The sequence below is a fragment of the Rhodococcus sp. SJ-3 genome (assembly GCF_051918125.1).
GTDB lineage: Bacteria > Actinomycetota > Actinomycetes > Mycobacteriales > Mycobacteriaceae > Rhodococcus.
The window spans coordinates 4,635,475-4,649,562 of record NZ_CM123306.1; the positions used below are offsets into that span (position 1 = coordinate 4,635,475).

Annotated in this window: 12 protein-coding genes; all 12 read left to right on the forward strand. The window is 66.5% G+C overall.

Translation table 11 applies throughout. The annotated features are described in order from the left end of the window. Positions 1-91: 91 nt before the first annotated feature. The 12 genes from ACTDXD_RS21620 to ftsY all read left to right on the forward strand — a co-directional run bounded on the left by ACTDXD_RS21620 (position 92) and on the right by ftsY (position 14,051). On the forward strand, positions 92-3,493 hold the full coding sequence (locus tag ACTDXD_RS21620) for a pyruvate carboxylase (RefSeq protein WP_440124271.1): 3,402 nt from the start codon (positions 92-94) through the stop codon (positions 3,491-3,493). Next, positions 3,490-4,056 (forward strand): 16S rRNA (guanine(966)-N(2))-methyltransferase RsmD, encoded by a 567-nt coding sequence (gene rsmD, locus ACTDXD_RS21625; protein WP_440124272.1) that lies wholly within the window; start codon positions 3,490-3,492, stop codon positions 4,054-4,056. Before ACTDXD_RS21620 ends, rsmD begins: the two co-directional genes overlap by 4 nt. Then, positions 4,053-4,544 (forward strand): pantetheine-phosphate adenylyltransferase, encoded by a 492-nt coding sequence (coaD, locus tag ACTDXD_RS21630; RefSeq protein ID WP_169688633.1) that lies wholly within the window; start codon positions 4,053-4,055, stop codon positions 4,542-4,544. Before rsmD ends, coaD begins: the two co-directional genes overlap by 4 nt. A 128-nt stretch (positions 4,545-4,672) precedes the next feature. Next, positions 4,673-5,431 (forward strand): DivIVA domain-containing protein, encoded by a 759-nt coding sequence (locus ACTDXD_RS21635; protein WP_440124273.1) that lies wholly within the window; start codon positions 4,673-4,675, stop codon positions 5,429-5,431. A gap of 163 nt (positions 5,432-5,594) precedes the next feature. Beyond that, the gene (locus ACTDXD_RS21640) at positions 5,595-6,158 is read left to right on the forward strand and encodes a YceD family protein (RefSeq protein WP_440127742.1); all 564 of its coding nucleotides are present in this window, start codon (positions 5,595-5,597) and stop codon (positions 6,156-6,158) included. A 2-nt stretch (positions 6,159-6,160) separates the two neighbouring features. Then, positions 6,161-6,343 carry a 50S ribosomal protein L32 gene (rpmF, locus tag ACTDXD_RS21645; RefSeq protein WP_006551208.1) on the forward strand — a complete coding sequence of 61 codons (183 nt, stop codon included), beginning with the start codon at positions 6,161-6,163 and terminating at the stop codon, positions 6,341-6,343. 11 nt (positions 6,344-6,354) lie between these two features. Beyond that, positions 6,355-7,119: a ribonuclease III gene (gene rnc / locus ACTDXD_RS21650; protein ID WP_440124274.1), complete on the forward strand. Its 765-nt coding sequence runs from the start codon at positions 6,355-6,357 to the stop codon at positions 7,117-7,119. A 7-nt stretch (positions 7,120-7,126) separates the two neighbouring features. Then, positions 7,127-8,011 (forward strand): bifunctional DNA-formamidopyrimidine glycosylase/DNA-(apurinic or apyrimidinic site) lyase, encoded by an 885-nt coding sequence (gene mutM / locus ACTDXD_RS21655; protein ID WP_440124275.1) that lies wholly within the window; start codon positions 7,127-7,129, stop codon positions 8,009-8,011. A 48-nt stretch (positions 8,012-8,059) separates the two neighbouring features. Continuing rightward, entirely contained in the window at positions 8,060-8,497 is a 438-nt protein-coding gene (locus ACTDXD_RS21660) for an OsmC family protein (RefSeq protein ID WP_440124276.1), read from the forward strand. 9 nt (positions 8,498-8,506) lie between these two features. Then, positions 8,507-8,818, forward strand: a complete 312-nt coding sequence (locus ACTDXD_RS21665; RefSeq protein ID WP_440124277.1) for an acylphosphatase — start codon at positions 8,507-8,509, stop codon at positions 8,816-8,818. Between the two features lie 22 nt (positions 8,819-8,840). Next, positions 8,841-12,467: a chromosome segregation protein SMC gene (smc, locus tag ACTDXD_RS21670; protein ID WP_440124278.1), complete on the forward strand. Its 3,627-nt coding sequence runs from the start codon at positions 8,841-8,843 to the stop codon at positions 12,465-12,467. Positions 12,468-12,479: 12 nt separating this feature from the next. Further along, entirely contained in the window at positions 12,480-14,051 is a 1,572-nt protein-coding gene (ftsY, locus tag ACTDXD_RS21675; protein ID WP_440124279.1) for a signal recognition particle-docking protein FtsY, read from the forward strand. The last annotated feature ends 37 nt before the right edge of the window (positions 14,052-14,088 follow it).

The following is a 14,088-nucleotide window of genomic DNA, read 5'->3' on the forward strand; positions in this document are numbered from 1 at the left end:
GCATCGTTACAGTCGGGGAGGAACGCCGCAGCGTCTCGAGATGTGGAATCCCGGAGACTGAAGTGCTGTTCGGGCGCGGTACCGTCATGCAATGTTCTCCAAAGTGCTTGTCGCCAACCGAGGCGAGATCGCAATCCGCGCGTTTCGTGCCGCCTACGAACTGGGTGCTGAAACGGTCGCGGTGTTCCCGTACGAAGATCGCAAGTCCCTGCATCGTCTGAAGGCCGACGAGGCATATCAGATCGGTGAGGAAGGGCACCCGGTCCGGGCCTACCTCTCGGTCGACGAGATCGTGAAGGCAGCTGCATCGGTCGGCGCCGACGCCATCTACCCCGGTTACGGCTTCCTGTCCGAGAACCCGGACCTCGCCGCGGCATGCGACCGTGCGGGCATCACATTCGTCGGCCCCTCGACCGAGATCCTGGAACTGACCGGAAACAAGGCGCGTGCGATCGCGGCTGCGAAAGCAGCGGGACTGCCGGTACTGGCCTCGTCGGAGCCGTCTGCCGATCTCGAGGAGCTTGTCGCGGCTTCGGAGAAGATGACCTTCCCGGTGTTCGTCAAGGCTGTAGCGGGTGGTGGTGGCCGCGGTATGCGGCGTGTGGCCGAGCCCTCCCAGCTGCGCGAGGCCATCGAGGCGGCATCCCGTGAGGCCGATGCGGCTTTCGGCGACCCGACGGTCTTCCTCGAGCAGGCCGTGGTCAACCCTCGTCACATCGAGGTGCAGATCCTGGCAGACAAGCACGGCAACGTCGTCCATCTGTACGAGCGGGACTGCTCTGTGCAGCGCCGCCACCAGAAGGTCATCGAGCTTGCGCCTGCCCCGAACCTGGACCCGGACCTTCGCGACAGGATCTGCGCGGACGCCGTCGCGTTCGCCGAGCAGATCGGCTACCAGTGCGCGGGCACGGTCGAATTCCTCCTCGACGAGCGCGGCAAGCACGTGTTCATCGAGATGAACCCGCGTATCCAGGTCGAGCACACGGTGACCGAGGAGATCACCGACGTGGACCTGGTGCAGGCGCAGCTTCGGATCGCTTCGGGCGAGACCTTGGCCGATCTCGGTCTGAGCCAGGACACGATCCGCATCCACGGCGCGGCGCTGCAGTGCCGTATCACCACAGAGGATCCGGCCAACGGCTTCCGCCCCGACACGGGCCGCATCACCGGCTACCGCACCCCCGGTGGTGCAGGGATCCGTCTCGACGGTGGTACATCGGTGGGTGCGGAGATCTCGGCGCACTTCGACTCGATGCTCGTCAAGCTCACGTGCCGAGGCCGTGACCTCGAAGCAGCCGTCGCGCGTGCCCGTCGCGCGGTGACCGAGTTCCGTATTCGCGGTGTATCGACGAACATCCCGTTCCTGCAGGCTGTTCTCGATGACGATGACTTCCGCGCCGGGCGCGTGACGACCTCGTTCATAGAGGAGCGGCCGCACCTGTTGACGCAGCGACGTTCGGCCGACCGGGGAACGAAGATCCTCGAGTATCTCGCCGACGTCACGGTCAACAAGCCTCATGGCGAGCGGATCGCGACGGTGTACCCGCACGACAAGCTCCCCGCAATCGACCTGTCTGTGCCCCCGGCTCCCGGGTCCCGGCAGCGTTTGCTCGAACTCGGGCCCGAGGGTTTCGCGCGGGCCCTGCGCGAACAGAAGGCCATCGGTGTCACCGACACGACGTTCCGTGACGCGCATCAGTCACTGCTCGCCACCCGCGTGCGCAGCAAGGACTTGCTCACGGTAGCCGGTCACGTCGCACGCATGACGCCGGAACTGCTCTCGATCGAGGCGTGGGGCGGAGCTACCTACGACGTGGCGCTGCGTTTCCTGCACGAGGATCCGTGGGAGCGGCTTGCGGCGTTGCGTGAGGCAATTCCCAACATCAACCTGCAGATGCTCCTGCGCGGGCGCAACACCGTCGGGTACACCCCGTACCCGGAGGCAGTCACGCGCGCATTCGTCCAGGAAGCCGCCGACACGGGAATCGACATCTTCCGTATCTTCGATGCGCTCAACAACGTCGATCAGATGCGGCCGGCGATCGACGCTGTGCGCGAGACCGGCACCACGCTCGCCGAGGTGGCCCTGTCCTACACGGGCGATCTGTCGAACCCGAACGAGACCATCTACACGCTCGACTACTACCTGAAGCTGGCCGAGCAGATCGTCGATGCAGGCGCGCACATCATCGCCATCAAGGACATGGCAGGTCTGCTCCGCGCGCCCGCCGCTGCCACCCTGGTCAAGGCTCTGCGCAGCAACTTCGATCTGCCGGTGCACGTGCATACGCACGACACCCCCGGCGGACAGCTCGCCACTTACGTTGCGGCATGGCACGCGGGAGCCGACGCGGTCGACGGTGCGTCGGCGGCGCTCGCGGGCACCACGAGCCAGCCTGCATTGTCGGCGATCGTCGCGGCCGCGGCGCACAGCGAGTTCGACACCGGACTGGACCTACAGGCGGTGTGCGATCTCGAACCGTACTGGGAGGCACTGCGACGGGTGTACGCGCCGTTCGAGTCGGGTCTGCCCGCGCCGACCGGCCGTGTGTACACCCATGAGATTCCGGGTGGTCAGCTGTCGAATCTTCGTCAGCAGGCAATCGCGCTCGGACTCGGCGACCGGTTCGAGGACGTCGAGGCCGCCTACGCAGGCGCCGACCGCCTGCTGGGGCGCCTGATCAAGGTGACGCCGTCGTCGAAGGTCGTCGGCGACCTCGCCTTGCACCTGGTCGGCGCGGGCGTCTCGGTCGACGACTTCGCGGCCGAGCCCGGAAAGTTCGACATCCCGGATTCGGTCATCGGATTCTTGCGCGGCGACCTCGGAACGCCGGCCGGTGGCTGGCCTGAGCCGTTCCGTTCGAAGGCGCTGGCCGGCCGCGCGGAGCCGAAGGCCGAGACGCCGTTGACGGCCGACGAGGAAAAGGGCCTCGCGGGATCCTCTCTCGAACGTCGTCGGACCCTCAACCGGTTGTTGTTCGCGGGTCCGGCCCGCGAGTTCGAACAGCATCGTGAGCAGTACGGAGACACCTCGGAGCTGTCGGCGAACCAGTTCTTCTACGGATTGCGGTACGGCGAGGAACACCGCGTCCGTCTCGGCAAGGGCGTCGAGCTGCTGATCGGGCTCGAGGCGATCTCGGACGCGGACGAACGTGGATTCCGCAACGTGATGTGCCTGCTCAACGGCCAGCTTCGCCCCGTGTCGGTGCGAGACCGGTCGATCGCCAGCGAGATCCCCGTCGTGGAGAAGGCAGATCGCAACGATCCAGGGCACGTCGCGGCTCCGTTCGCGGGCACGGTCACCCTTGTCGTATCCGAAGGCGACACGGTCTCGGCAGGCGACACGGTCGCCACGATCGAGGCGATGAAGATGGAAGCGGCGATCACCGCTCCTCGCGGCGGGCGGATCACTCGCATCGCAGCCGGACCCGTTCAGCAGGTCGAAGGTGGAGATCTGCTCGTAGTGGTGTCTACGGAGGCAAGCTCCGAGTGACACGAATCGTTGCCGGTCGAGCCGGGGGGCGGCGCCTGAAGGTGCCGCCCCGCGGTACTCGGCCGACATCCGAGCGGGTGCGCGAAGCGCTGTTCAGTTCGCTCGACGCGCGGATGGATCTCGACGGGGCAGTCGTGCTGGACCTCTATGCGGGGTCCGGCGCGCTCGGTCTCGAAGCGCTTTCGCGAGGTGCAGCGCATGCGATGCTCGTCGAATCGGACGCCAAAGCGTCGGCGGTGATCCGCGACAACATCGCCGTCGTCGGCTTGTCCGGCGCGATGCTGCGGTCGGCGCCGGTCGCCGCGGTCCTGGTGGCGGGTGCCGACCGCGAATACGATCTGGTCTTCGCTGATCCTCCGTACGCGATCGCGGAGAGCGCGGTGTCGGCGATGCTCATTGCGCTCGTCGAGCACGGTTGGGTTGGGGAGAACACGATCGTGGTACTCGAACGCTCCAGCCGAGCGCCGGAAACTGCGTGGCCCACCGGTTTCGACGTCGACCGGGTCCGGAAGTACGGTGAGACGCGCGTGGAGATCGCGGCCTGTTACGGTGCTGACTCATGAGCCGCGCGGTATGCCCAGGATCCTTCGACCCGGTCACCAACGGACACCTCGACGTCATCGCTCGTACCGCGGTGCAATTCGACGAGGTCGTGGTCACCGTCGTGATCAATCCCAACAAGCAGGGCATGTTCACGGTGCCCGAACGCCTCGAAATGCTCGCCGAGGCCACGTCGCATCTCGGCAATGTTCGCGTCGATTCCTGGCAGGGGCTGCTGGTCGACTATGCAACTGCGAACGGGATCTCTGCGATCGTCAAGGGGCTCCGCGGCGCCAACGACTTCGACTACGAGTTGCAGATGGCCCAGATGAATCACAAGCTCACCGGCGTCGACACCCTGTTCGTGGCCACCAATCCCGTGTACAGCTATCTCTCGAGCTCGCTCGTCAAGGAGGTTGCCGCCTACGGCGGTGACGTCTCCGAGATGCTTCCCGAGGCCGTGCACAAGCGGCTTCTCGCACGCCTCGCCGAACGGGCCGCAGCCGAGTAACTACCCGCACACCGCCGAACCGTGATCCGACACACCGGCGCGTGGACCGGAACCGGAGCGCACGCTGCGGCAGACTGGACACGGCGCGGTCGCACCGGCCGGGTCGACGGATCAGGATTGGGGTTGGCGTGTACCGGGTATTCGAGGCACTCGACGAACTTGTCGCGATCACCGAAGAGGCACGAAGCGTTCCCATGACGGCGAGTTGCGTGGTCCCACGCGGCGATGTGCTCGAACTTCTCGACGACGTGAGGGACGCTCTTCCCGCCGAATTGGACGACGCTCAGGACGTTCTCGATCACCGCGACAAGCTGGTCGGCGACGCACGGGCCCTGGCGGACAAAACGGTCGGCGATGCCGACGAAGAGGCACGCACGTTGATCGAGGAGGCCCGGGCCGACGCCGATCGCATGCTCTCCGACGCGAAGGCGCAGGCCGACCGGATGGTGGCGGAGGCGCGCGCGCACGCGGGCGAACTGGTCGCCGATGCGCAGGCGGAGGCGGATGCCCTCATCGCCGACGGCAAGCGGCAGTACGACGCCGTCACCGGCAGGGCTCGATCCGAGGCCGACCGTATGGTCGAGGCAGGCAAGGCGGCATACGACCGATCCATCGCCGACGGCGAGGCCGAGCAGGCGCGGTTGGTATCTCAGACCGAGGTCGTGCAGTCCGCACATGTGGAGTCGGCGCGCGTCATCGATGGTGCCCACGCCGAATCCGATCGGTTGCGCACCGAGTGTGACGAGTATGTCGACGGCAAACTCGCCGAGTTCGAGGAGATCCTCGACACCACCCTGCGTTCGGTGGGCCGCGGGCGTCAGCAGTTGAGGACGTCGGGAAGACCGGACTATGCCGAGGCCGACCATCGGGCCGCCTGGCGCCGGTGAACCGTTTCCCGTGGTGAACCCGTGTTTTTTCGTGAATCGCGGGGTCATCGCGTACCATTGAACGGTTGCCCAGTGAATTCGCACTGCCTTCTATTCGAAAGTGAGATCGACGTTGTCTACCCACCGCTCCGGTACGCGGCATCCCGAACGGGAAGCCGGCCTCGTGCTGGACACGCTCTCGCTGGGGCGTCGTCCCGGGTCGATGCGTACGGTGCAGCGCCGCGTTCTGTCTCCATCGCGCATCGGACTCGAAATGATCGCGATCGAGGAAGGCAGCGAGATCGACCTCGACCTTCGGTTGGAGTCGGTGTCGGAGGGTGTTCTGGTGACCGGTACAGTTCGTGCCGACACCGCCGGTGAATGCTCTCGATGCCTCGAGCCGTTCACGGGCGAGGTGAGTTTGTACCTCACCGAGCTGTTCGCCTACCCGAACAGTGTGACCGACCAGACCACGCAGGAAGACGAGGTCTATCGGATCGAAGACGATCTGATCGACCTCGAGCCTGCGATCGTCGATGCGGTCGGATTGGAACTTCCGCTACGTCCGTTGTGCACCGACGACTGCGCGGGACTGTGCGCGGAATGTGGTATTCGCCTGGCGATTGCCGAATCCGGGCACGGACATGAAATACTGGATCCTCGCTGGGCTGGGTTGGCAGCCGCGTTCGGCGCAGGCTCCGAAGAATCCAGCAGTGCATCCGACAGCAAGAACAACGAGGAGAAGTAGACGTGGCCGTCCCCAAGCGCAGAATGTCGCGTTCCAACACCCGGTCGCGGCGCAGCCAGTGGAACACCACTGCGCCCACGCTCGTCACCTGCCCGAACCGCGGCTGCGGTGAGAAGAAGCTGCCGCACGTGGCGTGCCCGTCGTGTGGCACCTACAACGGTCGTCAGGTGACCGCGCCCGTCTGATCGGTACATACGTGACGACCAAGTCGATCGATACCGCACCCGAGGGCGGCGAGGGAGAACATGCGTCTCTTCTCGCCGCCCTCGGTGTCCCGGTGGCCCCTGACCTGCTGACCCTGGCATTGACCCATCGCTCGTACGCATACGAGAAGGGTGGATTGCCGACCAACGAACGACTCGAGTTCCTCGGCGACGCCGTGCTGGGTCTGTCCGTGACCGAATACCTGTATCTGACCCACCCGGACAAACCAGAAGGTGAACTCGCGAAGATCCGCGCGAGCGTGGTCAACATGCACGCACTCGCCGAAGTGGCGCGCGGCCTCGGCGATGGGGGGCTGGGCGTACATCTGCTGCTCGGCAAGGGCGAGGAGATGACCGGCGGACGGGACAAAGCGAGCATCCTCGCCGACGGAATGGAGTCGCTGCTCGGGGCTGTTCACCTGCAGCACGGCATCGAGGTCGCCCGAGAGGTGGTCCTGCGTCTGTTCGCCGAACTGCTCGACCGCGGTCCACGTCTGGGAGCCGGCCTGGACTGGAAAACGAGCCTGCAGGAACTCACCGCCGAACGCGGAGTCGGCGTGCCCGTGTACGAGATCACGGCGACCGGACCCGACCACGACAAGGAATTCACGGCCACCGCTCTCGTGGCAGGAAAGCCCTACGGTGTCGGCGTCGGTCGGACGAAGAAGGAGGCCGAGCAGAAGGCGGCTTCCACCGCATGGCAGGTGTTGTCGAGCGAGACCGACCAGAACACCGAGACCTCGACCGGGGCCAACTGATCCTGTCGTGCCCGAACTTCCCGAGGTCGAAGTCGTTCGGCGTGGTCTGACCGCCCACGTGCTGGGCGCCACTATGGAGTCCGTCGAGGTTCTGCACCCGAGGGCGGCGCGACGCCACGAACCGGGCCCGCGTGATCTCGCTCTGCAGCTGACCGGCCAGACCGTGACCGCTGTCGAACGGCGTGGAAAGTACCTCTGGCTCGTTCTGGAACCGACCGACCTGGCAGTGGTCGTGCACCTCGGGATGAGCGGACAGATGTTGGTGCAGCCACCAACGGTCGCGCACGAGAAGCACCTGAGGATCCGAGCGGTACTCGACAGTGGCGCCGATCTGCGTTTCGTCGACCAGCGGACGTTCGGTGGATGGGCACTGGCACCGCTCGTCGAGGTCGACGGCGATCGATTACCGCTGCCCGTCGCACACATAGCACGGGATCCTATGGACCCGCGATTCGATCCGTCCGCCGTGGTGAAGGTGCTGCGCGGAAAGCACACCGAGATCAAACGCGCACTGCTCGACCAGACCGTCGTCTCCGGAATCGGCAACATCTACGCGGACGAAGCGCTGTGGCGTGCGCAGATCCACGGCAACCGGCCGACCGACAAACTGACCGGTCCGAAACTGCATGCCGTGCTCGCTGCGGCTCACGATGTGATGGCCGAAGCGCTCGGCCAGGGTGGCACGTCCTTCGATGCCTTGTACGTCAACGTCAACGGTGAGTCCGGCTACTTCGATCGCTCCTTGAACGCGTACGGCCGGGAGAACAGGCCGTGCCCTCGATGCGGCGCACCGATCCGGCGCGAGAAGTTCATGAACCGCTCGTCCTTTTCGTGCCCACGTTGCCAGCCCCGGCCACGCATCGTTCGCGGCGGCGCGACCATCAGGGAGTGAGGGGCGGTCCTGTACCCGGTGTCGGCAGCGCATGGCAGGATTTCCCGCATGGCTGACCAGAACCCCGCGACCACACCCACCGACCTGTGGGTCGAACGCACCGGCACCCGCCGCTACACGGGCCGCAGCTCACGAGGCGCCGAGGTCCTCATCGGATCCGAGACCGTCGATGGAGTCTTCACCCCCGGCGAACTGCTGAAGATCGCGTTGGCCGCGTGTTCCGGAATGAGCTCGGACTTCCCTCTCTCGCGAAGGCTCGGTGACGACTACGACGCGACCATCAAGGTGTCGGGCGCAGCCGATCGCGAGAACGAGGTCTACCCACATCTCGAGGAGGAACTGATCCTCGACCTCTCCGAACTCGACGCGCAAGCCCAGCAGCGCCTCGTCGCGCTCGTCGAACGATCCGTAGCAAAGGTCTGCACCGTCGGACGCACGCTGAAGGCGGGCACGAAGGTGACGTTGACCATCACCGCCGACGCCTAGAGAAGCGCTGTGGCACTCGAACACCATGACGACGCCGACCATTCCGACGACACCGCACGCCTGACGGCGTGGGTGCACGGCAAGGTCCAAGGCGTCGGCTTCCGCTGGTTCACCCGTGCCCGGGCATTGGAACTCGGACTCGCCGGCCACGCCACCAACCACGCGGACGGTCGGGTTCTCGTCATCGCCGAGGGGCCGCGCCACGCGCTCGAGATGCTGCTCGCATGGCTGCGGTCCGATCTCACACCGGGGGAGGTGCGCCTCGTGGTCGAGAGCTGGGAACCGGCACGCGGCGGGCTCACCGGATTCGTCGAGCGCTGACGTCCCGGTAAGGTTTTTCCTCATGCATCTCAAGAGTCTGACACTGAAGGGCTTCAAGTCCTTCGCTTCGTCGACGACTCTGCGCTTCGAGCCAGGCATCACCTGTGTCGTCGGACCCAACGGCTCGGGTAAGTCCAATGTGGTCGATGCCCTCACCTGGGTGATGGGAGAGCAGGGGGCCAAAGCGCTTCGCGGCGGGAAGATGCAGGACGTCATCTTCGCGGGCACCGCGGGGCGCCCGCCGCTCGGTCGCGCCGAAGTGACCCTGACGATCGACAACTCGGACGGGGCGCTTCCGATCGAGTACTCGGAGGTGTCCGTCACGCGGCGCATGTTCCGCGACGGCGCAGGTGAGTACGAGATCAACGGCAACTCGTGTCGGCTGATGGACGTGCAGGAACTTCTTTCCGACTCGGGCATCGGCCGCGAAATGCACGTCATCGTCGGGCAGGGGCGCCTCGCTGCGATCCTCGAATCCCGCCCGGAAGACCGACGGGCGTTCATCGAAGAAGCGGCCGGGGTGCTCAAACACCGCCGTCGCAAGGAGAAAGCGGTCCGCAAGCTCGACTCGATGCAGGCGAACCTCGCCCGGCTGACCGACCTCACGGCCGAACTGCGCCGCCAGCTCAAACCACTGGGACGACAGGCCGAGGTCGCGCGCCGGGCCCAGACCGTTCAGGCCGACCTACGTGATGCCCGGCTGCGCCTCGCTGCCGACGATCTTGTCACCCGTCGCGCCGAGTTCGCAGGCCAGGACGAACAGGAACAAGTCCTGCGCGAGCGTCTCGATCACGTCAACGTGATGCTCGACGAAGCCACCGCAGACCTCGCCCGTCACGAACAGGCGCTCGCGCAGCTCACCCCGGGCGCCGAAGCAGCGTCCCAGGTCTGGTTCCAGCTCTCCGCTCTCGCCGAACGCGTCTCCGCGACCGTCCGCATCGCGCAGGAACGCGCCCGCCACCTCGACGCGGAACCCGAGACGCGTGCCGGGCAGGACCCCGACGAGATGGAAGCGCGCGCCGAGCGGATCGCCGAAGAAGAAGCCGAACTGCTCGAAGCGGTCGAGATCGCGCACGGCACCCTCGACGCAGCGAAAGAACAACTCACCGCGCGAGAGGAATACGCAGCGGCAGCAGAGCGGGCACACATGGCGGCAGTCCGCGCCATCGCCGACCGTCGCGAGGGACTCGCTCGTCTCACCGGTCAGGTCGAGACCGTCCGAACCCGTACGGAATCGATCGACAGCGAGATCGCTCGCCTCACTGTCGCGATCGAGGAGGCTCGTCGGCGCGGAGTCGACGCGCAGGCCGAGTTCGAGACCGCGCAGGGGCGCATCGACGATCTCGACGCGGGAGAGATCGACGCCGACGCTCAGCACGAACGAGCCGTCGAGGCGGCGCGCATTGCCGACGACCGCGTTACGGAACTCCAGAACGCCGAACGCGCCGCAGGCAAGGAGGTCGCGTCGCTCGGCGCACGCATCGACGCCCTGTCCATGGGACTCGAGCGCAAGGACGGTGCCGCATGGCTGCTCGAGCACCACACCGACTCCGGTGTTCTGGGTCAGCTCGCAGACCGGCTGCGTGTAGAACCCGGTTTCGAGGCGGCGGTGGCCGCTGCACTCGGACCGGCCTCCGACGCCCTCACGGTCACGTCGGTGGCCGCAGCGAACTCGTTGGCGACCGCGCTCGCCGATGCCGACCAGGGCAGAGTTGCATTCCTCGCGGTCGGGGCGGAGGCGCCCGACGAATCAGGGTCGTTGCCTGCGAACGCTCGGTGGGTGCGCGACGTGGTCGAATGCCCCGCCGAACTGCGCGGAGGCCTCGGTGCCGTCCTTGCCGGGATCGTGGTGGTCGACGACCTCGATGCCGCCGCAACGGTGTGCTCACAGCGACCGGATCTGCGTGCGGTCACCCGTCGCGGCGATCTCACCGGTTCCGGATGGGTCGTCGGAGGCTCCGACCGTGCGCCGAGCACACTCGAGATTCAGGCCGCGATCGATTCGTCGCGGGAGGGTCTCGAGGCTGCGGAACGTCGTTCGGAAGAACTCGCCGCAGCGTTGACCGGTGCGGCCGAGGAGCAGAAGGCGCGCGCCGAATACGTCGAACAGACACTCGCGGCACTGAACGAATCCGACGCAGCAATGTCGGCGGTTTATGAACAGCTCGGACGTCTCGGCCAGGCCGCTCGCAACGCTCACGCCGAATCCGAGCGTCTCGTCACGCAGCGCACGGCAGCGGAGAAGGAACGTGATTCGGCGCAGGAGAAGCTCGTCGAACTCGAGGAGCGCTTGCGGCTCGCGGAAGACGAGCAGGACGGCGCCGGCGACGGTGCAGGTACCGAATCGACCGCTGCCGAACGCGAGATGGCCGCAGCAGCTCTGGCCGAGGTGCGTGCCGTCGAGATGGAGGCCAGGCTCGCCGCGCGCACCGCGGAGGAGCGCGCCGAATCGTTGCGCGGCAAGGCGGACTCGTTGCGGCGCGCCGCACAGGCCGAACGCGTTGCCCGAGCCCGCGCAGAGCGGGCCCGCGCCACCCGACGGCAGGCTGCCGCAGTGGCCGCAGCGGTCGCTGCGGCCGGTGCCCGCGTGACCGGGGAACTCGAGAGCGCGGTCGCTACCGCGCATGCGCACCGCGAAGAACTGACCCGGCGCCGTACCGAATGCGCCGAGCAACTGGAGCGGGCCAAGGGATTCGTCCGCGAGTTCGCGACCCAGCGTGATCAGCTCACCGACGCCGTGCATCGCGATGAAGTGGCCCGGGCGCAGGCGGCGCTGCGTATCGAACAGCTCGAACAGACCGTGGTCGAGCAGTTCAGCATCGCGCTCGACGACCTCGTCGCCGAGTACGGCCCCGACGTCCCGCTCCCGCCGACCGACCTCGAAATCGCCGAGTACGAGCAGGCACGCGAGCGCGGCGAACAGGTGGTTGCCCCGCAGCCGCAGCCGTACGACCGCGCGACGCAGGAACGCCGCGCGAAGCGCGCGCAGAAGGACCTCTCGACCCTCGGAAAGGTCAATCCGCTCGCCCTCGAGGAGTTCGCTGCTCTCGAGGAACGGTACAACTTCCTGGCGACTCAACTCGAGGATGTCAAGAACGCCCGGAAGGATCTGCTGGCAGTCGTCGACGAGGTGGACGCGAGGATCCTGCAGGTGTTCACCGAGGCCTACGCCGACGTCGAACGTGAGTTCGAGCAGGTGTTCGCAAAGTTGTTTCCCGGCGGTGAAGGCCGACTCGTCCTCACCGACCCGAAGGACATGCTCACGACGGGTATCGAGGTGGAGGCCCGGCCCCCGGGTAAGAAGGTCAAGCGGTTGTCGCTGCTCTCCGGTGGGGAGAAGTCGTTGACTGCCGTCGCGATGCTCGTGGCGATCTTCCGTGCCCGACCGTCCCCGTTCTACGTCATGGACGAGGTGGAAGCAGCACTCGACGACACGAACTTGCGGAGGCTGATCGGATTGTTCGAGCAGCTACGCGAGAAGTCGCAGCTGATCGTGATCACCCACCAGAAGCCGACGATGGAGGTTGCCGACGCGCTGTACGGCGTCAGCATGCGAGGCGACGGCATCACTCGGGTGATCTCCCAGCGTCTGCGAGGTCAGAATGTCACGACACCGGTCCCTGAACCGGAAGGTGAGCTTCAAGCCTGACAGTATGGGTGCGTGAGTACCGGAGCCTGGATAATCATCGCGGCCGCCCTCGCGGTTGTTCTCGTCGCGCTCGTCGTGGGCCTGACGCTCTATCGGCGACGCCAGGTGTCGCTGACGGCGAAAGAAACCCCGAAGCTCGACACTGCAGAAGCCAAGGATCGCTCGGGCGGTTACAAGGCGCAGAGCGGATTCAGTTTCAGTCAGGGAACGACTGCGACCGCTCCGCCGGAACCGGTGCAGCGGCCGGCCCCGAAACCCGCGCCGGAACCGGTCCCGGAGCCGCGCACCATCCCGTTGCCCGAGGAAGTCACCGAGGCGCCCCCCACCACGCAGATCCCGGCGGTGCCGCCGACCGTACCGAAGCCTGCAGAACCCGAGCCTGCAAAACCCGAGCCCGTCGAACCGGAGCCCGTCGAACCGGAGGCCGCGCCAGGCCCGGTCGTCGCAGAACCCGAGCCGGCAGAGCCGGAGAGCGCGCCCGATCTTGCTCCCGCGCCCGAGTTTGCTCCCGCACCGGAGGCTGCTCCCACACCGCAGGCTGTTCCCGAGCCTGCGGAGCCCGAGACGCCGGTCGACGCTGCGCAAGCCCCTGCTGCCCCTGCCGATGCAGTACCTGCGCCTGCTCCTGCCGACACGGCTGCTGCACCGGCGCTCGACGAGATCGAGCCGACCTCGGGACGCCTCGTTCGTCTCCGCGGGCGTCTGGCCCGGTCGCAGAACGCTGTGGGCAAGAGCCTGCTCGGCCTGCTCGGGGGTGGCGATCTGGATGAGGACTCGTGGGAGGAGATCGAGGACACACTCCTGATTGCCGACCTCGGTTCCGCCACCACCGGGAAGATCGTCGACCGGCTTCGAGAGGAGATGGCAGCGAGCAACGTCCGGTCGGAAGCCGATGCGCGTGCGGTGCTCCGCAAGGTGCTGGTAGACGAACTGCGCCCCGACCTCGACCGTTCCATTCGTGCGCTACCGCACGACGACCATCCGGCGGTGCTTCTCGTCGTCGGCGTCAATGGCACCGGTAAAACGACCACGACCGGCAAGCTCGCCCGCGTTCTCGTCGCAGACGGACGTCGAGTCCTGCTCGGCGCCGCAGATACCTTCCGTGCTGCTGCGGCGGATCAGCTCCAGACCTGGGCCGAGAGGGTGGGCGCCGAGGTGGTGCGCGGCAAGGAAGCAGCCGACCCCGCAGCAGTCGCGTTCGACTCCGTCGCGAAGGGCATCGACAACGGGGTCGACGCAGTTCTCATCGACACCGCAGGCCGACTGCACACGAAGACCGGCCTGATGGACGAGCTGGGCAAGGTCAAGCGTGTGGTCGAGAAGAAGGCGGCTGTCGACGAGGTTCTGCTGGTGCTCGACGCCACCATCGGGCAGAACGGGCTCATGCAGGCCCGCGTGTTCGCCGAGGTCGTCGACATCACCGGTGTGGTGCTGACGAAGCTGGACGGCACCGCAAAGGGCGGGATCGTTTTCCAGGTGCAGCACGAGCTCGGCGTGCCGGTCAAACTTGTGGGTCTGGGCGAGGGTGCGGATGATCTCGCACCCTTCGAGCCGGGTGCCTTCGTCGACGCGCTGCTCGGCTGACGAGTACTTCTCGGCCGACACTTCGATCGGTCGAATC

Bases quoted from the DNA above. Each gene is read 5' to 3' on its own strand.
- ACTDXD_RS21620 (WP_440124271.1), top strand. From the start codon at position 92: ATGTTCTCCAAAGTGCTTGTCGCCAACCGAGGCGAGATCGCAATCCGC.
- coaD (WP_169688633.1), top strand. From the start codon at position 4,053: ATGAGCCGCGCGGTATGCCCAGGATCCTTCGACCCGGTCACCAACGGA.
- ACTDXD_RS21660 (WP_440124276.1), top strand. From the start codon at position 8,060: ATGGCTGACCAGAACCCCGCGACCACACCCACCGACCTGTGGGTCGAA.
- smc (WP_440124278.1), top strand. From the start codon at position 8,841: ATGCATCTCAAGAGTCTGACACTGAAGGGCTTCAAGTCCTTCGCTTCG.